General features: G+C 70.5%; 15 protein-coding genes. 6 read left to right on the plus strand and 9 right to left on the minus strand.

Features of this window, described 5'->3' with window-relative positions; all coding sequences use genetic code 11:
• Positions 1-370: 370 nt before the first annotated feature.
• Positions 371-1,012 (minus strand): DNA-3-methyladenine glycosylase, encoded by a 642-nt coding sequence (locus tag ABZY12_RS24265; protein WP_356893692.1) that lies wholly within the window; start codon positions 1,010-1,012, stop codon positions 371-373.
• Positions 1,013-1,116: 104 nt separating this feature from the next.
• Between ABZY12_RS24265 and ABZY12_RS24270 the strand changes: the two genes are divergently transcribed.
• From ABZY12_RS24270 to ABZY12_RS24280, 3 genes are all read left to right on the plus strand, one after another.
• Positions 1,117-1,899 (plus strand): sporulation protein, encoded by a 783-nt coding sequence (locus tag ABZY12_RS24270; protein WP_356893694.1) that lies wholly within the window; start codon positions 1,117-1,119, stop codon positions 1,897-1,899.
• A gap of 51 nt (positions 1,900-1,950) precedes the next feature.
• A complete protein-coding gene (locus ABZY12_RS24275) occupies positions 1,951-2,487 on the plus strand; it encodes a YbhB/YbcL family Raf kinase inhibitor-like protein (RefSeq protein WP_356893696.1) in 537 nt (178 codons plus the stop codon).
• 163 nt (positions 2,488-2,650) lie between these two features.
• A complete protein-coding gene (locus tag ABZY12_RS24280) occupies positions 2,651-3,157 on the plus strand; it encodes an HNH endonuclease (RefSeq protein ID WP_356893698.1) in 507 nt (168 codons plus the stop codon).
• Between the two features lie 57 nt (positions 3,158-3,214).
• On the opposite strand, the gene ABZY12_RS24285 is transcribed toward ABZY12_RS24280, so the two are convergent.
• From ABZY12_RS24285 to ABZY12_RS24300, 4 genes are all read right to left on the minus strand, one after another.
• A complete protein-coding gene (locus ABZY12_RS24285; RefSeq protein WP_356893700.1) occupies positions 3,215-3,988 on the minus strand; it encodes a sulfite exporter TauE/SafE family protein in 774 nt (257 codons plus the stop codon).
• Between the two features lie 89 nt (positions 3,989-4,077).
• A complete protein-coding gene (locus tag ABZY12_RS24290; protein WP_356893702.1) occupies positions 4,078-5,019 on the minus strand; it encodes an SPFH domain-containing protein in 942 nt (313 codons plus the stop codon).
• Positions 5,020-5,112: 93 nt separating this feature from the next.
• On the minus strand, positions 5,113-5,541 hold the full coding sequence (locus ABZY12_RS24295) for an NfeD family protein (protein WP_356893704.1): 429 nt from the start codon (positions 5,539-5,541) through the stop codon (positions 5,113-5,115).
• A 95-nt stretch (positions 5,542-5,636) separates the two neighbouring features.
• On the minus strand, positions 5,637-6,434 hold the full coding sequence (locus ABZY12_RS24300; RefSeq protein WP_356893706.1) for an ABC transporter ATP-binding protein: 798 nt from the start codon (positions 6,432-6,434) through the stop codon (positions 5,637-5,639).
• 164 nt (positions 6,435-6,598) lie between these two features.
• Here ABZY12_RS24300 and ABZY12_RS24305 point away from each other — a divergent pair, with 164 nt between their 5' ends.
• Complete coding sequence (locus tag ABZY12_RS24305; RefSeq protein ID WP_356893708.1) at positions 6,599-7,384, plus strand: hypothetical protein; 786 nt, start codon at positions 6,599-6,601, stop codon at positions 7,382-7,384.
• Between the two features lie 120 nt (positions 7,385-7,504).
• Here ABZY12_RS24305 and ABZY12_RS24310 read toward each other — a convergent pair whose 3' ends face one another.
• The 3 genes from ABZY12_RS24310 to ABZY12_RS24320 form a co-directional block, all read right to left on the minus strand.
• Positions 7,505-7,750, minus strand: a complete 246-nt coding sequence (locus ABZY12_RS24310; RefSeq protein WP_356893710.1) for a chaplin — start codon at positions 7,748-7,750, stop codon at positions 7,505-7,507.
• Positions 7,751-7,910: 160 nt separating this feature from the next.
• Positions 7,911-8,555 (minus strand): response regulator transcription factor, encoded by a 645-nt coding sequence (locus tag ABZY12_RS24315; protein WP_356893712.1) that lies wholly within the window; start codon positions 8,553-8,555, stop codon positions 7,911-7,913.
• The gene (locus tag ABZY12_RS24320; protein ID WP_356893714.1) at positions 8,548-9,693 is read right to left on the minus strand and encodes a GAF domain-containing sensor histidine kinase; all 1,146 of its coding nucleotides are present in this window, start codon (positions 9,691-9,693) and stop codon (positions 8,548-8,550) included. The genes ABZY12_RS24315 and ABZY12_RS24320 overlap by 8 nt, the downstream gene beginning before the upstream one ends.
• An 833-nt stretch (positions 9,694-10,526) precedes the next feature.
• On the opposite strand from ABZY12_RS24320, the gene ABZY12_RS24325 reads away from it, so the two are divergent.
• The gene (locus ABZY12_RS24325) at positions 10,527-10,988 is read left to right on the plus strand and encodes an SsgA family sporulation/cell division regulator (protein WP_356893716.1); all 462 of its coding nucleotides are present in this window, start codon (positions 10,527-10,529) and stop codon (positions 10,986-10,988) included.
• A gap of 590 nt (positions 10,989-11,578) precedes the next feature.
• Here the strand turns inward: ABZY12_RS24325 and ABZY12_RS24330 are convergent.
• The gene (locus ABZY12_RS24330) at positions 11,579-14,434 is read right to left on the minus strand and encodes an AAA family ATPase (protein WP_356893718.1); all 2,856 of its coding nucleotides are present in this window, start codon (positions 14,432-14,434) and stop codon (positions 11,579-11,581) included.
• Positions 14,435-15,648: 1,214 nt separating this feature from the next.
• Between ABZY12_RS24330 and ABZY12_RS24335 the strand changes: the two genes are divergently transcribed.
• Positions 15,649-18,423 carry an AAA family ATPase gene (locus ABZY12_RS24335; RefSeq protein WP_356893720.1) on the plus strand — a complete coding sequence of 925 codons (2,775 nt, stop codon included), beginning with the start codon at positions 15,649-15,651 and terminating at the stop codon, positions 18,421-18,423.
• The last annotated feature ends 13 nt before the right edge of the window (positions 18,424-18,436 follow it).

The following is an 18,436-nucleotide window of genomic DNA, read 5'->3' on the forward strand; positions in this document are numbered from 1 at the left end:
GCACGCTGTTGAGTTCTCAAGGAACGGACGCTTCCTTCGTACTCACCCTCTCGGGCTTTCCTCCGGGCTTTTCCCTTCGGTCTTTCGTGTTTCCAACCTTACCAGATCCGTTTTCCGTTCCGTTTCCGGTTCGAATTTTGTTTCCGGCGGCCGATTGGGGCCTTTGCCTTTCGGCGTGGTCACTACTTTAGCCGAATTCCCCGGCGACTCATAATCGAGCCATTCGGATGGGATTCCGGCACGCCGAGAATCCGCCCCGGTGGGGGTTCGTTGTATGTAGTGGATGGCCGCTCCGGGGTGCTCGAGAAGCACTGCCCGTTCCTGCGGCTCGGACTACATTAGGCGTCCCCAGCACCTGGGTCAAGTCTCGTCAAGACCTCCTCTTACGGGGCACATGAGCGCGGTACGGGCTGACCGTCGGGTCGTTGTCGATCCAGAAGCGCCAGGGGTGCGGGGCGCCCTCCCCGCCCACTCCCGTCCGGGGGCCGTTCCGCACCTGGTCAGCCGGGGGTGGGGTGCCGGTGAGAAGGGCCAGCGGGGAGTCGGGGCCGGCGCAGGTGTCCGTGCCGTTGAGGGAGAGAGCCACGTCGAGGGCGGTGGCCAGGCGGGCCGGGCCTTTGGCCAGTTCCTTGTCGTACCGGGCCGAGAGTCGGCGCTTGCGGGCCTGTTCCGCGCCCACCATGATCTCGCCCGCTCGCAGCAGCACTCCGCTCGCGTGGCCCTCAGGGCCGCACACCACGTTCAGGCAGTGCCACATGCCGTAGGTGAAGTAGACGTACGCGTGTCCGGGCGGGCCGAACATGACCGCGTTGCGGGCGGTGCGGCCGCGGAAGGCGTGGGAGCCGGGGTCGATGGCACCGGCGTACGCCTCCACCTCCGTGAGACGGAGTTCGATGCGGCCGGCGTCCGATGTGCGGACCAGAGTCCGTCCCAGAAGGTCGGGGGCCACCTCCAGAACGGGGCGGTCGAAGAAGTCCCGCGGGAGCGGCGTACGGTCGGGGCTCTCGCTCATGGCGTCCGAGGGTACTGGGGAGCACGGGAAAGCCGTGGGGAACCGGCTACGGTCGTCGCGCGTAAGTAGGGGTCAGGACCAAGCAGGACCGATAGGGAGTGTTCATGGGGTTCAAGAAGCTGCTCGCGAGCCTGGGTGCCGGTGGGGCGTCCGTGGAGACGGTGCTCACCGAGGAGAACGTCGTACCGGGCGGGGTCGTCCAGGGTGAGGTGCGGATCCAGGGCGGCTCGGTCGACCAGCAGATCGAGGGTCTGTCCGTGGGGCTGCAGGCGCGGGTCGAGGTCGAAGGCGGTGACCAGGAGACCAAGCAGGACATCGAGTTCACCAAGGTGCGGCTCGGCGGTGCCTTCGAGGTGAAGGCGGGCGCGGTCCACGTGGTCCCGTTCGGGTTGGAGATTCCCTGGGAGACGCCGGTCACGGCCATCGCCGGGCAGCAGTTGCGCGGTATGAACATCGGCGTGACCACCGAGCTGGAGATCGCCCGCGCGGTGGACTCCGGTGATCTGGACCCGATCAACGTCCACCCGCTGCCGGCGCAGCAGGCGATCCTGGACGCCTTCCTGCAGCTGGGCTTCCGCTTCAAGAGCGCGGACATGGAGCGGGGGCACATCCGGGGGACCCGGCAGAAGCTGCCGTTCTACCAGGAGATCGAGTTCTTCCCGCCGCAGCAGTACCGAGGTCTCAACCAGGTCGAGGTCAGCTTCGTCGCGGACGACCGTGAGATGGACGTCGTCCTGGAGATGGACAAGAAGCCGGGGCTGTTCAGCGAGAGCAGTGACTCGTTCCGTTCGTTCAAGGTGGGTCTTGCCGACTTCCACACGACGGACTGGGCGGCTTACCTCAACCAGTGGCTCGCCGATGTCGGCGGTAAGCGCAACTGGCTCTAGGCTCGGGCGCGTAAGGCTGTGAGCCAGGTCAGGCGATACGGAGGTTCGAAGGTGGCCGAGGGCAAGAGGGCGCCGCTCCCTCATGACTTCCATCCGCAGGTGCCGGCGTTCACCGTGGTGAGCGACGACATCGTGCCGGGCGGTGTGCTGAAGGACGCTCAGGTGTACGCGGAGGGGAACACCTCGCCGCAGCTGAGTTGGGAGGGCTTCCCGGCGGAGACGAAGAGCTTCGCCGTCACCTGCTTCGACCCGGACGCGCCGACGGGCAGTGGGTTCTGGCACTGGGTGGTGTTCGACATCCCGGCGTCGGTGACCGAGCTGCCGGCGGGTGCGGGCACGGGGTCGTTCGAGGGTCTGCCGGCGGGTGCCGTGCAGGTGCGCAACGACTACGGCTCGAAGGACTTCGGTGGCGCCGCTCCCCCGGCGGGAGAGAACCACCGTTACGTCTTCACCGTGTACGCGGTGGACAAGGAGAAGCTCGGACCGGACGCGGACGCGTCGCCGGCGGTCGTCGGCTTCAACCTGCGGTTCCACACGCTGGGGCGCGCCCAGCTGGTCGCCGAGTACACGGGTCCCACCCACAGCTGAGCGTTCGTTTGTTGTTTGCCCGCTTCTGGTCTTGGAGAGATCAGAAGCGGGCATCTTTCGTTCCGCACGGATATTGCGTTGTCCAACCCGGCGCGCCCGGCCAGAGTTGATCCGAGTCCGGAGCCCTGCGACGGGGCTGGGCGGCACACGGGAGGTGGGCACAATGCGGGACACGCTGGTACTGAACGCGAGCTTCGAGCCGCTTTCGACGGTCACACTCAACCGTGCGGTGGTGCTTGTCCTGCAGGACAAGGCCGTCGTCGAGCAGGAGCATCCCGAGCTGCGTATGCGTGCCGCCGCCGTCGACATACCGGTGCCCCGGGTGATCAGGCTCTGCCGCTATGTCCGGGTGCCGTTCCGAAGACAGGCTCCGTGGTCGAGGCGGGGTGTGCTGGTGCGGGACCAGCACCGGTGCGCGTACTGCGGGAGACGCGCGACGACGGTGGACCATGTGGTGCCGCGGGCGCAGGGTGGTGCGGACAGCTGGCTGAACACGGTGGCGTCCTGCGCGGAGGACAATCACCGTAAGGCGGACCGGACGCCGGAGCAGGCGGGCATGCCCCTGCTGCACGAGCCGTTCGTGCCGACTCCGGCGGACGCGATGCTGCTGGCGATGCGGGCCGGCGAGCGGTCCGAGCTGCCGGAGTGGCTGGCGAGCACGGCCGCTTGACCCTGATCTTCGTACGGGTGCGGGCCCGCCCCTTCTTGGGGGCGGGCCCGCCGTCGTTCAGCGCAGGAGGAGCTGGACGATGGCGACGGTGCCGACGACGACGATGAAACCGCGCAGGACCGGTGGGGGCAGGCGGCGGCCGACCTTGGCTCCTATCTGGCCGCCGATGGCCGAGCCGACGGCGATGAGGAGGACGGCGGTCCAGTCGAATTCGGCGACGAAGAGGAAGAAGAGCGCGGCGATGCTGTTGACGATCGCGGCGAGGACGTTCTTGACGGCGTTGAGGCGCTGGAGGGTGTCCGCGAGGAGCATGCCCATGAGGGAGAGGTAGATGATTCCCTGGGCCGCGGTGAAGTAGCCGCCGTAGACACTGGCGAGGAGGAGTCCGGTGAGCAGGAGCGGTCCGCCGTCGGGGTCACCGGGGGTGCCGTCGCGCTCGCGGCGGGCCTGGACCGCCTTGGACAGGCGGGGTTGGAGGATGACGAGGACCAGCGCGAGGGCGACCAGGACGGGAACGATCGTCTCGAACGCCCGCGGTGGCAGCATCAGCAGGAGGACGGCGCCGGCGAGGCCGCCGATGGCGGCGACGACGCCGAGGCGGAGGATGCGGCGGCGCTGGCCCTTGAGCTCCGCGCGGTAGCCGATGGCGCCGCTGATGGATCCCGGGATGAGGCCGAGGGCGTTGGAGACGGTGGCCGTGACCGGGGGCAGGCCGGTGAGGAGCAGGACGGGGAACGTGATCAGCGTTCCCGATCCGACGATGGTGTTGATGGTGCCGGCTCCCACGCCGGCGGCGAAGACCGCCAGTACTTCCCAGATGGACAACGCCATCTCCTTACATGGTCAGTGAGTCGCCTCCCCGCCCTGAGGCCGTCAGGGTCGAGGGGCTCGCACCGATCATGCACGATTACGTGTACGTGTCAGTCAACTGGGGGCTCCTCGCGGCGCTCCGTACCCTTGCCGCCGCCGGTGTTGAAGCCGGGCGCTCCGCTTCCGAGGTTGCCGAAGGCGCCGGAGAGCCCCTTGAGCGCGTCGCCGATCTCGCTGGGCACGATCCAGAGCTTGTTCGCGTCGCCCTCGGCGATCTTCGGGAGCATCTGGAGGTACTGGTACGAGAGGAGCTTCTGGTCCGGGTCTCCGGCGTGGATGGCCTCGAAGACCGTGCGGACGGCCTGCGCCTCGCCCTCGGCGCGCAGGGCGGCGGCCTTGGCCTCACCCTCGGCGCGGAGGATCGCGGACTGCTTCTCGCCCTCGGCGGTGAGGATCTGCGACTGGCGGATGCCCTCGGCGGTGAGGATCGCGGCGCGCTTGTCGCGGTCGGCGCGCATCTGCTTCTCCATCGAGTCCTGGATGGAGGTCGGGGGCTCGATCGCCTTGAGCTCGACGCGGTTGACGCGGATGCCCCACTTGCCCGTGGCCTCGTCGAGGACGCCGCGGAGGGCGGCGTTGATCTCCTCGCGGGAGGTGAGGGTCCGCTCCAGGTCCATGCCGCCGATGATGTTGCGCAGGGTGGTGACGGTGAGCTGCTCGATCGCCTGGATGTAACTGGCGACTTCGTAGGTCGCGGCCCGGGCGTCGGTCACCTGGTAGTAGATGACGGTGTCGATGTTGACGACCAGGTTGTCCTGGGTGATCACCGGCTGGGGCGGGAAGGGGACGACCTGTTCGCGGAGGTCGATGCGGTTGCGGATGGAGTCGATGAACGGGACGACGATGTTCAGGCCGGCGTTGAGTGTGCGGGTGTAGCGGCCGAACCGTTCCACGATCGCGGCGCTCGCCTGCGGGATGACCTGGATCGTCTTGATCAGGGCGATGAAGACAAGCACCACCAGAATGATCAGGACGATGATGACTGCTGACATCGTGTTCCCCGTGCCCTTCGCTACCGGTTCACTGCCGGGTTGGTTTCGATGATCGAGTTTCCCAGACGGCGGACCGTCGTGTGCGGGGTTCGGTCACATGACCACGGCGGTCGCCCCGTCGATGTCGACGACGTCGACCTGTTGCCCCGGTTCGAAGCTCTGCTCGGCGTCGAGCGCGCGGGCGGACCAGATCTCGCCGGCGAGCTTGATGCGGCCGCCGCTGCCGTCGACCCGTTCCAGGACGACCGCTTGACGGCCTTTCAGCGCGTCGATGCCGCTGGCGTGCCGGGGTGGCCCGTCGCGATGCCGGGCCGCGATGGGGCGGACCACGGCGAGGAGCGCCACCGAGACGACGACGAAGACCACCACTTGGGCGACGATGCCGAAGCCGAGACCGGCGGTCACGGCTCCGGCGACAGCGCCGACGGAGAACATGCCGAATTCGGGCATCGCGGTCAGGACCAGCGGAATGCCGAGTCCCACCGCGCCGATCAGCCACCACACCCATGCGTCGATGTCCACATGGTCATGGTAGGGCGGTGGGAACTCCGGGGACAGGGCGCGGCTCTGTGCGGGGACGCGACGCCCGTGGTTCCGGTGTTTCCGTACGCCTGCGGCTACTTGAGCGGAAGGCCCTGGGCCGTGTATCGGTCGCCGACGTGCTCGACGACGAGCGGCAGGCCGAAGCAGAGCGAGAGGTTGCGGGAGGTGAGCTCGGTCTCCATGGGGCCGGCGGCGAGGACCTTGCCCTGACGGATCATCAGGACATGGGTGAAGCCGGGGGCGATCTCCTCGACATGGTGGGTGACCATGATCATGGAGGGGGCGTACGGGTCACGGGCGAGGCGGCCGAGGCGGCGGACCAGGTCCTCGCGGCCGCCGAGGTCGAGTCCGGCGGCGGGCTCGTCGAGGAGGAGCAGCTCGGGGTCGGTCATCATCGCGCGGGCGATCAGGGTGCGCTTGCGCTCGCCCTCGGAGAGGGTGCCGAAGTTGCGGTCGAGGTACTCGGTCATGCCGAGGCGGTCGAGGAAGGCGCGGGCACGCTCCTCGTCGACGGCGTCGTAGTTCTCGTGCCAGGTGGCGGTCATGCCGTACGCGGCGGTGAGGACGGTCTGCAGGACGGTCTGGCGCTTGGGGAGCTTCTCCGCCATGGCGATGCCGGCCATGCCGATGCGGGGGCGGAGGTCGAAGACGTCGGTGCCCACGCCGCCGAGCCGCTCGCCGAGGACCTTGGCGGTGCCGGTGCTCGGGAAGAGGTAGCTGGAGGCGATGTTGAGGAGGGTGGTCTTGCCGGCGCCGTTGGGGCCGAGGATGATCCAGCGCTCACCCTCCTTGACCGACCACGAGACATCGTCCACCAGAGCCCGTCCGTCGCGGACCACGGATACGTCCACCAGCTCCAGTACATCGCTCATGAGCGCGTTGTCTCCCCTTGCGGTCGAGTCGGGTCGTCGCCTTGCGCCTGTGGGCGCGGCGTCCAGGGAAAACCTACGCCACTCGCCGGGCCGGCCGGTCCTCAGGTTGGCCCTTGCGTCCGGTACTGCCCTGTTCCGGCACAGGGAGTCCCTAGGCTGGGGGCATGCTTTCGGAACCACGCTCAGGACGCCTGGCCGCTTGGGGCAATGCCCTGTTGGCCGGATCGGTATCGCCGGACGACGCGGCGCTGGCCATTGTCGGGGACGACGCGGTGCACCGCGTGGAGGGTCTGCCGGGCGAGGCGGGGCTGGTCGGGCTGACCCTGGCGCTCGGACGGCTGCGGCGGCTCGGGGTGACCGGGTGGCGGGTGGCGTTGCCCGCGCCGGGGCATCCGCTGGGGTTGAGCGGGCCGCCGGACTTCAACGCGCGGGCGCTGGAGGCGGAGGAGGCCGTGGTCGGTTTCGGTGCGCCGTACGGTCTGGTGCCGGAGGTCACGGAGGCGGGTCCGGCGGGTGACACGCATGTGGAGGTGATCTGGCGCTGTCTGGCGGTGCGGGAGGCGCCGCCCGCGGACGTGCCCTCGCTCGGCGAGGCCGAGCGGGAGCTGGCGGAGGCGCTGCGGGAGGCGACGGTGGTCCTGACGAAGCTGGACGTGGCGGGTTCGGGGCCGGTGGCGGACGCGGCCCGCGACGCGTACCGGGCGCGCGCGGAGGCGGGCCGGGAGGTCCTGGCCCCCGGTTATCCGCCGCGTGCGGTACGGGTGCTGGAGCTGGCCCAGCGGGTGGGGCTGCTGATCGACCTGGCGTACGACCACGGCCATGGGGGTGCGGTCAGCGCCTCGGAGATGTCGGCCCGGCAGCTGGCGTTGCGTCCGGTGGAGAGGGTGGCGAGACGGGCCCAGGTCGCGGCGTACAACGCGTATGTGGAGGAGCGGGAACGGGAGCACTGATGCCGGCCAGGGGCTCTGGGGCCTGCTGTGGCTCCCGGAGGCCCCGGCCGCGGCCCCCGGGGGACGACGAAGCCCGGCCCCCGGGGGATCGTCCTGGGGCCGGGCCGGTCAGGGGTGGCGTCAGCTGTTGACGGCTTCGTTGCCGAAGGCCGGGTTGAGCAGGCCGATGACGTTGACCGTGTTGCCGGAGACGTTCACGGGGACGTGGACCGGGGCCTGCACCAGGTTGCCGGAGCCGATGCCCGGCGAGTTGAGGGCCTGCCCGTGGGCGTGCGCGCCGCCGTGGGCGGAGGCGACACCCGCGCCCGCGGCGACGATGCCACCGGCGACCATGGTGAGGGCAGCGGCCTTCTTCAGGTAATTCACTTTCAGGATCCTCCTGGTATTCGCTGCGGCCGGCCGCCGCAGCACGCCATGGAGAACGCCCCCGCCCCCGCGAGGTTGCGCCGAATGGGGGACATGCACCCGACGGTATGAAAAAGGGAATGGAGGTGCCGCTTCCGCCCGGCACCCCCCGCCCCGCGTTCTACGAGGTCAGGCCGTTCCGCACCGCCCAGAGCGCCGCCTGCGTCCGGTCCGCGAGATCGAGCTTCATCAGGATGTTCGAGACGTGCGTCTTGACCGTCTTCTCCGACAGGACGAGCGCGCGGGCGATCTCGCGGTTGGACCGTCCGTCCGCGATCAGTCCCAGCACCTCGCGCTCCCGCTCGGTGAGGGTGGTGCCGCGTCCCGTGCCGCCCTGCCCGTCGTCCTGGGAGAGGAGCGCCTCGGCCACCTCCGGCTGGAGCAGCACATGGCCCGCGTGGACGGAGCGGATGGCGCCGGCCAGGGCGTCGGGGTCCACGTCCTTGTAGACGTACCCCGAGGCGCCGGCCCGGAGCGCCGGGACGACCGTGCGCTGTTCGGTGAAGCTCGTGACGATCAGGACCTTCGCCGGGTTGGCCAGCTCACGGAGCTTCCGCAGCGCCTCGATGCCGTCCATGCCGGGCATCTTGACGTCCATCAGGACGACGTCGGGGCGCAGCTCCTCGGCCCGGGCGACGCCTTCGCCGCCGTCGGACGCCTCTCCGACGACCTCTATGTCGTCCTGGACCTCCAGAAAGGTCCGCAGGCCGCGGCGGACCACCTGGTGGTCGTCGACCAGCAGAACGCGGATCACGCTGTCAGCCACCAGGGACCTCCATCTCGATCGTGGTGCCCCGGCCGGGCTCCGATGTCACGGTGAGCCGGCCGCCGACGCCGCCGGCCCGGTCGCGCATGGAGACGAGACCGAGGTGGCGTCCGGCCCTGCGGACCGTACGGGGGTCGAAGCCCTTGCCGTCGTCGGTGACGGTGAGCAGCGCGCCCTGCCCGTGCCGCACCAGGGAGACGGTGACGAGCTCCGGCTCGGCGTGCCGCAGGGCGTTGTGCAGCGCCTCCTGGGCGACCCGGAGCATGGCCTCCTCCTGGGCGGCGGGCAGCGCGCGCACGCCGGAGCTGTCGAAGGTGACCTTGGCGCCGTGGGCCCGGTCGAGGACCTGGATCTGGGTGCGCAGGGTGTGGACGAGGCCGTCCTCGTCGAGGGCGGCGGGGCGCAGCTCGACGACGGCGGCGCGCAGCTCGTCGGCGGCCTCCGCGGCGAGCGAGGCGACCTGCTGGAGCTCGCCCTTGGCCCGGGCCGGGTCCCGGTCGACGAGGGCCGCGGCGGCCTGGGCGGTGAGCCGGAGCGAGAAGAGCTTCTGGCTGACGGCGTCGTGCAGCTCGTGGGCGAGGCGCGAGCGCTCCTCGGCGATGGTGAGCTCGCGGCTGCGTTCGTACAGCCGGGCGTTGGTCAGGGCGATGGCGGCGTGCTGGGCGAGGATCCCGAGCAGCTCCTCGTCCTCCGCGGTGAAGCCACACCCTCCGGCCGGCCGGGGGCAGCGTTTGTTGGCGAGGAAGAGCGCGCCGATCGTCTCGTCGCCGTCCTGGATGGGCAGGCCGAGGAAGTCGGACATCTCCGGGTGGGCGGCCGGCCAGCCCTCGAAGCGGGGGTCCTCGCGCACGTCGGCGAGCCGCTCGGGCTCGGCCTTGTGGAGCATGGCGGCGAGGATGCCGTGCTGGCGGGGCAGCGGGCCGATGGCGCGCCACTGCTCTTCGCTGACTCCGTCGACCACGAACTGGGCGAAGCCGCCGTGGTCGTCCGGCACGCCCAGGGCCGCGTACTCGGCGTCGAGGAGCTCACGGGCGGAGGCGACGATCGTCTTGAGGACGTCGCGCACCTCCAGGTGGCGGCTCATCGCCAGCAACGCGGTGCTCACGGCGGCGAGGCCGGAGCCGGGTCGGTGACTCATGACCTCACCGTACCGGTGGGGTGTGACAGTCCGTATCCGTCCGCGGACGGCCCTCGCCCGGGTCCATGGGACTAGGCCGTGTCTTTCGGATCAGGCCGGATCAGGGAGCGGCGTCTGGTGCGTGCGATCGCAAGGCGGAGGAGGGAGTCCATGCGGAGCATCGGCGACCGACGACGACTGGGGGCACCTCCCGTGCCCGAAGGGCTACGGGGGAGAGCGTGCGTGCCAGGCGTCGCGAGCCCGGCAAGATCCGAAAGACACGGCCTAGGTCGGTCGGTCCGGATCCCTTCCACCGGCCGAGGTTGTCGAGGTGCCTGACAGCGGCACCGCGGCGGGACCGCAGGGGATCCGCTTCCCCCGAGAAGTGCGGACGAGCCGTCGATGAACCCGCAAGCGGGTGTTCTCCGCTGCACTGGTCGGACAGCAGACACCGACGACGACCTCAACAGGGCTGTCCCGGCCCACTCCACCATCGTGCGCGCACACCAGCATGCGGCTGGGCCGGCGAACAGGCCCCTGGACAGGCGCACCGGCAGGTCACGCCATCGGCCGGACCTGGAGCGGACCGACCGTGAAGGCACACGCTCAACGCAGGCCACCGGCCCTCGTGCCCCCGCGGGCTGGGCCGGTGACACACCTGCCTTCGCGTACCGGACTCGGACGATTCGCCTGGACCCCGGCCGCATCTGCCGTACAGGGGAGCGCGCCCTTCGCAGCGGGCGGGCTTCGCGTACAGGTTCTAGGCATCACGATAGGCCCCGGCCGCCGAGACGAGGAGCTGTGCCCCTGCGCCAGAGTGATGTGCGTTAGCAGTCGTCATCGAAAGGAACGTTATGAGCAGCCAGGCAGGCGAGACACCGACGACTGCGCAAGCGGAACGGGCGTTGTCCGCGGAGGGCATTGGCGCCATGAGGCGGAAAGTGCGCACCGTCATCCTGACGGCGCAGGACCCCATCGCCGTCGAATCGATCCTCGAATACTCCCGGCACGACCCTCTGGTCGTCACCTTCGTCCTGTGCCTGCCGGGCAGCGGGAACGACAGACGCTGGGTCCTCGCGCGGGATCTCCTCGCCGAAGGCCTGCGTTCCGCAGCCGGGTTGAGCGACGTGCAGGTCTGTTCCGTCGCCCCCGAGCAGGTACTGATCGAGCTGTCCAACCGAAGCGGCTATGTGGCCTTGGCCCTGCACAGCGCGGATGTGCGTGCCTTCCTGCACCAATGTGACCTGATGGTCCCGGACGGCCGGGAAATCGTCCGGCAGAGCCTCGACGACTTCCTCGCCACTCTGCTGCCGTAGGCGGTGCCGCCTCGGACGCCGACAAGCGGTCGGCGACCGCTGACAAGCCCTCGACAGCGCCGAGATCGCGTCCGCCGAGGCCGCCGACCCGTCGGATGCGAGAGCGTCGTCCCGGGACCGGTGAGATCGGCTCCCCTCTTCTGCGACGCGCCGGTACGCCGGTCGCTGTACACCGTTTCCGATCGAGGGAGGTCATGGAATCTCTGATGAACGTGGCCGTCATCTCCTATGCGGCCCCCGGCAACGACTTCGAGTCGGCCAAGGCCGCGGCCGTGACGGCGGAGAAGGCCGGCGCTGACGTACGGCTCCGTACAGTGCACGAACCGGCCCGCCGATGCGCTCGCCTCGATCGAGGGCTGGCCCGACGACACCGCCACCCCTGGGCGTCGGCCCCATCCAGTTCCAGGCGGGTGACCCCTACGGCACGAGCCACGTGTCCAGGGCGGCGAAGCCTCCCCGGCGGGACGAAACTCGCGACTGTCTGGCCCGCGGACCGTGCGGATCACCGCGTAGTTCCAGCATGGCCGGCTCCAGCGCACGCATGCGGCCGTCGCTCGCCACCCCCGCTGCGAAGGCGGGCGGTGACGCCGTCACAGGCGGCTCATCGTGTCGGGGCCAGGCAGGGCACCAGGCTCGCCGAGTGCTGGAAGGTCCCGCAACTGCTTGCGCGAGCGGATACCGAGCTTTCGATAGACGTTCCGCAGATGCGCCTCGACCGTACGAGGGCTCAGGAACATTCGTTCGCCCACCTCGCGGGAGGTGGCGCCCGTGGCGACCAGCCGTGCGATGACAACCTCCTGCGCGGTGAGCAGACCGGCCGCCGACGCGGTCGGGTGGCGGACAGGCTGTTCGCCCGTCGCGCGCAGTTCCCGCGCGGCGCGTTCAGCGAATGCCTCCGCGCCGAACGACCGTAGCGTCTCGTGAGCCGTCCGCAGCTGGGCCTGCGCCTCATGGCTGCGTCCCTCGCGCCGCAGCCACTCACCATGGAGCAGCCGGGCGCGCGCGGCGTGCACACGCCCCTCGCTGCGGTCGAGCCGGGCGACCGCTTCGCCGAACAGCTGGTCAGCCTCCGCCCCGTGACTCAGCAGGGCCTGGGACCGCAGCCTCATGCCCACACCCCAGTCGGTGGGGCTCGACCGGGTCCGCTCGGTCAGCCGCTCGAGCATGCGCTCCGCCTCCTCACGGCGGCCGCAGTGCACTGCCGCCTCCACGAACTCTGCCGGCACCCAGGCGTGGAAGCCCATCTCGTCCAGTTCGCAGACAGATCGGCACGCCGTCAGCCCGGCCTCGTACCGGCCGAGGCCGTTGCACAGTACCGCCCGCGCGTATTCGACGGCGGTGGCCAGCCGCCCCTCGCCCCGCTGTGCGGCATCCGACATGGCCGCACTGCTCAGTTCATCGGTACGAGCCTCGTCACCACGCCAGGCGGCAAGAGAGACGTCCACGTAGACCAGGCCCGGGGCGCCGACCTCCGCAGCGATCGCATAGGACTCCGCCACGAGCGCTGCCGCGTCGCTGAACTCCCCGGCGTGGATGTGGGCAAGGGCCCGGTAGCTCAACGTCATGGGTAGGGCCGCCAGGGCGCCCGCTTCACGGGAGGAACGGATCTGCTCGTCGGCCAGCATGCGCCAGGCCATGTCGTCCCACAGATCCATGGCCGCGCTACACGCCATCCACAGTTCGCCGGGGGAGTGGGCGCTGTCGCCCGGACGCCGCAGGTAATGGTCGACCACACCCCGGAGCAGCGGGGCAGCCGCCTCGAACCCATCACGCACCTGGGTGGCGAGACCATCCAGCAGCAGGTCGAGCGGCCGGGCCGGCGAGGGCGCGGGCGGCATCGCGAGGGCGGCCTGTGCCGCTTCACGCAGGCGCGGACCCTCCGCGAACCGGCCGACGAAGACTGCCGCGGCGAGTGTCTCCAGGAAGATCTCCCGGGCTGCGGACGTATCGAGGGGCGCCGTCGACTGCGCCGCACGCTGCAGCTCGGCGACCGAGGCGTCGTTGCGGTGCCGATCGAAGGCGATTCGCGCGCGCAGGGTCTGGGCACGCGCACGCGAGAGATCACCCAATGGTTGCGCATCGGCCACCGCGAGCAGTTCCAGTGCTGCATCCGAGGCGCCGACGTCGCGCTTCGCGGAGGCCGCCGCGAGTGCGCGCTCGGCACGGTGTCCCGCGTCGGGTGTCAGCTTCGTCGCCGCTTCCAAAAACGCCGCGGCCGCTGCCGCACCCCCGCGCGACTGTGCCCGGTCGGCGGAGCGCTCCAGAGCCCCGGCCACTTCCTCGTCCGGGCCCGCGGCCGCCTGGGCACGGTGCCAGGCCCGCCGGTCGGGCTCGTCAGCCTCGTTCATCACGTCGGCCAACGCGCGGTGCACCGACCGGCGCTCGGCCGGCGACGCGTCCCCGTACACGGTGGAGCGCACCAGGGGATGACGGAAGCGCACCCACAACCCGATCGACAGCAGTTCCGCGTCCAGCGCCGGCGTGGCGGCCGCTGCGTCGATGTCCAACAGATGCGCCGCGCGCCAGAGCACCACCGGGTCACCTGTCGGCTCGGCGGCGGCGATCAGCAGCAGCCGCCGGGTGTCGGGCGGCAGCGCGGTTACGCGTGCCCGAAAGCTTGCCACCACCTTGTCCGACGCGGTGGTCGGGTCGGTGCCGCTTGTTCCCCTGGTGTCGTTCGTCCCGCTGTTGGGCATCCGAGGGGCGTTCTGCTCCGGGAGGGCGAAGCCGCCCGCCAGGTCGATGGTCCGCGGTAGTTCCAGCAGCGCCAGGGGATTACCCCGTGCCTCGACCACGATGCGGTCGCGCACCGGGGAGTCGAGAGGGGCCCGGACCCGCGCGGCGAGCAGGGCGCGGGCCTCGTCGTCCGGAAGGCCGCCCACGGCCATGCCGGGCAGCCCCGCCAGGTCCTGGCAGCCGCTGATCTCCCGCACCGCGAACAGGAAGAGCACCGGCTCTGTCTGCGCACGCCGCGCGGCGAAGGACAAGGCCTGGGCCGATGCCTGGTCGAGCCACTGCGCGTCGTCCACGACGCACACCAGTGGTCGCTCCGCAGCGGCCCGGGACAAAAGACCTAGGACTGCCAGGCCCACCAGGAAGCGGTCGGGGACGTTGCGGGTGCCGAGCCCGAAGGCCGCTTCCAGAGCGTGCCGCTGGGGCATCGGCAGCTTGCTGAGCCGATTCATCACCGGTGCGCACAGCTGATGAAGTGCGGAGAAGGCGAGGTCCGTCTCGAACTCGACTCCGGCGACCCGCAGGACGCGCAGCCCGCTCAGTGTGTGGACCGAGTCGAGCAGCGCGGTCTTGCCAATGCCGGCTTCCCCGCTCAGCACCAGCGCGCCGCCCCGGCCCTTTCCGGCGGCGCTGAGCAGCAGGGCGAGTTCCTCGCGCTCCTGCCGTCTGCCGATGAGCTCCGTTGCTTTCCCCGGGTCACGGCTGATCCGCACCGCGTCCCACCTCTCCGCATTCCCGCGATTCCCCGCCAAGTCCTCCGCCCGGCATCCGAAATGGACTCGGTCCGAGGCCAGAGCGAGCCCGTCCGGTGGAAAGGCCGCCACGCGGTCCGGCGGCGACTGCTTGCACGCCCGACGGCGGATTCCAGCCCCCCTTTGATACCAACATCATCGCATGCCCGCGGTATCGCGCTTCCTCCTGCTCCGGCCGGCGAGGCGGTCGCTCTCCGTGAAGCCGGCGGGGAGAACCCACCGGCGCGCGCCTCTGCGAACTGTCACTGCCGATGTCGAAGTCCTCCGCCTCCAGCCTCTTTGCCCACGTGCCGCACCTTGCCTCCCGGGGTCCCCGGGCTGGTGAGGGCAGGGCCTCCAGGCGTCTCGTGCCTCCGCCTGCGCGGCAACGCCGGGGACCTGGTTGGACAGCGGGCGCGTCAGTGAGAGGCTGCTGACGCCAGGGGGAACGCCCCCGACATCCCCGTCGTCACGACCAGGCCGCCAGACGCGTCCGCCGGGGCGCGCAAGTTGGCCGACCTCCGGGTGTTCGACGCCGAGGCACACCGCGGCCGCGATGTCGTCCAGGTGACCGAGCACCTGGTGGTTCACCGGGCCCGAGCAGCCGACCCGCCCCGCACCAACATCCCTTCCGGGAGTCAATCCGGGCCGCTTCCACCAGCGCCGAACCGGTCAGGCAGTTTATGGCCAGGGCGGCGGCACGCGCCGTGAGGAGATCGGTCGGCCATGAAGCCGCGAGCGCTTGACCTGCTCGCGAGCCCTTGGACCATGCTCGAAGAAGCTCCCGGACCGCATGCGTGCCGCCATCGGTGAAACACACCTAATCGACAGTGCCCACAGAGGAGCGCGTCCCTCTCGGCGAAAGGCGCTGTGATGCGCTATTCCAGCAGGTCAGAAGCCTTTTCGATCCATCGGGAAGAGGGTGACCGGTCACCGCTTCATCGCTCACGTACAAGAGGGCCGCGGATAGAGTCGGACCGCCGGCCCGGCAGCTTGAGTCGACGACGGCCGGGAGGGGACCATCCCACAACGGCCCACCGCCCAGAGCAGCCGACCCGGCTCCACGATGAGTCATGAGCTGTGCACCACGAGGTCAGCACGTGCCACCGATCCCCACGCATATCACGGCGGTAGCCGCTGTTGTCGGCCGCGCACCGACGCCTGTGCGCGGGTCAGTACCTGAAGAAAGGGGAGCGATGATCACGCCGTCAGCGGCCGAAGCACCTTCCAGACTGCTCGGCAGAGGGAGGGAGACCGCAGCCCTCAGGCGTCTCCTCGGAGCGGCACGGCAGGGCAACGGCGGCGCCCTGGTCCTGCGCGGAGAGCCGGGTATCGGCAAGTCGGCTCTGCTGCACCAGCTACTGGAGCACGCGGAGGGGTTCTCGGTCCTGCGCGTGGAGGGCTACGAGTTCGAGACGGATCTGGCGTTCGCGGCTCTGCACCAGCTCTGCCGTCCGCTGATCGACGGCATCGCCCAGCTCCCCGGCGCGCAGCGCACCGCCTTGGAGGCGGCACTCGCCCTGAGCGAGGAGAGCACCCCGCACCGCTTTCGGGCGGCCTTGGCCGTGCTGAGTCTGCTCGCCGAGGCGGCCGCCGAACAGCCCGTTCTGTGCCTCGTGGACGACGCCCAGTGGCTGGACGAGGAGACCCTGCACACCCTGTGCTTCGTCGCCCGCCGCCTCGGCAGCGAGCGCGTCGCCTTGGTGATCGCCGCCCGGGAGACCGACAGAGCAGCGGTACTGGCTCCCCTGCCCTCCCTCACCGTTGCCGGCTTGGACGACTCCACTGCCCGGGCTCTCCTGTCCTCCCGCGTGCTGGGCCCGCTCGACCCACGGGTGAGCGACCGCATCGTCGTGGAGGCGCGCGGCAACCCACTGGCTCTGCTGGACCTCTCACACAGCACCACCCCCGAGCGGCTGGCTGGCGGGTTCGCCATACCGCCGATGCGCTCCGTGACGATGACGCTGCAGGACGACTACCACAAGCGGTTGGACGTCCTGCCCCTCGATACCCAGTTGCTGCTCCTGGCCGCCGCCGCCGAACCCACAGGGGACAGCAGCCTCCTGTGGCGGGTGATCCACCGGCTGGGCATCAACCCCTCGGCCGCGGAAGCGGCCCAGGAAACCGGGCTGGTCACGATCGACACCCGGGTGCGCTTCCGCCACCCGCTGGTGCGGTCCGCCGCCTACACGTCCCTCTCCGGGCGGGAACGCAGACGGGTGCACCAGGCCTTGGCCGACGAGACGTCCGCCGCCGTCGACCCCGACCGCCGGGCCTGGCACCGCGGCCAGGCCGCCCTAGCACCCGATGAGGCCATTGCCGCCGACCTGCACGCCGCCGCAAACCGGTCCCGGGCCCGAGGCGGTGCCGCTGCCGCGGCCGCCTTCCTCACCCTCGCCGCCACTCTGACGCCGGACCCGGACCGCCGGGCCGCGCGCATGCTTGAGGCCGCCCAAGCCAAACACGACGCCGGTTCGCCGTCTGTGGCACTCGACCTGCTGCGCTCCCTGACCGTCCCCGCCGGTGCTCCCTTCCTGGCCGCCCGCGCCCAAAGCCTGCGCGCCCAGATCGCCTTCGACAGCCGACGGGATGACCCGTCAACGCAGCTCCTGCTGCGCGCGGCCCACACCATGGCCCGCCTCGACGGCGAGGCCGCAGCCCGCACCCTGGTCGAAGCACTCGCCGGAATGATCTTCGTCGGCCGATTCACTCCCGCCGAACGCAAGCAAGACATCGCCCGCGCAGCCGCGGCGCTGCCCCCGGGGACAGTGCCGCAAGGAGCGCTCGACACGCTGTTCCGCGGGACGATCACCCGTCTGCTGGACGGGCACGTCGCCGCCGCGCCGCTGCTGCGCCAAGCAGTACGGGACTACGGCCGAGACTCCGAACACCAGCACAACGTGGGCTGGTTGTGGATCGTCGGTAGCGCGGCCATGGACCTGTGCGACGAAGAGGCCTGGGCGGCTCTCATCGACCGTCACGTGCAACTGGCCCGTCGGGCCGGTGCCCTCACCGCGCTCCACGTCGGGCTGAGGTACCAGACGCTGGTTCACCTGCACGCGGGCGCGTTCGATCAAGCCTCCGCATGTGCCGACGAGGCCGCCCTCATCGCCGAGACCATCGACAGCCCGCCGTTGTCCGCGTCGGACCTCACCCTGGCAGCCTGGCGCGGTACGGAGGAGCACCTGAGTACCCGGCTCGACCTGCGGCTCATGGAAGCCGAGACAGCACGCGAGGGCCGACTGGTGACGGTCGGCCACTACGCGCGGGCGGTGTACCTCAACAGCATCGGCCACCACGGCGAGGCGCTCCGCTCTGCCGAATTGGCGGCCGCTCACGACGAGATGGGCTTCCACACGTGGATCACCCCCGAACTCGTCGAGGCGGCCGCCGCGACCGGCCAACCGGAACGGGCACAGTCCGTCATCGAGGAACTCCGTGAGCGCACGGTAGCCAACGACACCGACTGGGCCCGGGGCCTGGAACTGCGATGCCGGGCTCTCCTCGCGGACGGGGCGGAGGCCGACGCCATGTTCCGTGAGGCGCTCGCCCACCTCTCACGCAGTGCGGCGCGCGCCCAGTGCGCCCGCACCCACCTGCTCTACGGCGAATGGCTGAGCCGTCGCGTCGACCGCCGCACCGAGGCCGGCACCCACCTGCACACCGCCCACGCCCTACTGACCTCCATGGGCGCCCACGGCTTCGCCGCCCGAGCCAAGAAGGCGCTCAAGGCCGTCGGCGAACAGCCCCACGCCGTCGCTGCGCCGACAGTCGACCACCTGACTCCGCAGGAGCGGCACGTCGCCCGCCTCGTGGCCACCGGCCTGACCACCAAGGAGGCCGCCGCCGAACTGTTCGTCAGCCCTCGCACCATCGATGCCCACCTGCGGAACATCTTCCGCAAGCTGGGCATCGAATCCCGACGGCAACTCAGAGGCGTGGCCGGGCTGGTGCCCCGGCTGCCCGCCTGACCGCCGCCGACGT

Source organism: Streptomyces sp. NPDC006551 (genome assembly GCF_040611675.1).
GTDB lineage: Bacteria > Actinomycetota > Actinomycetes > Streptomycetales > Streptomycetaceae > Streptomyces.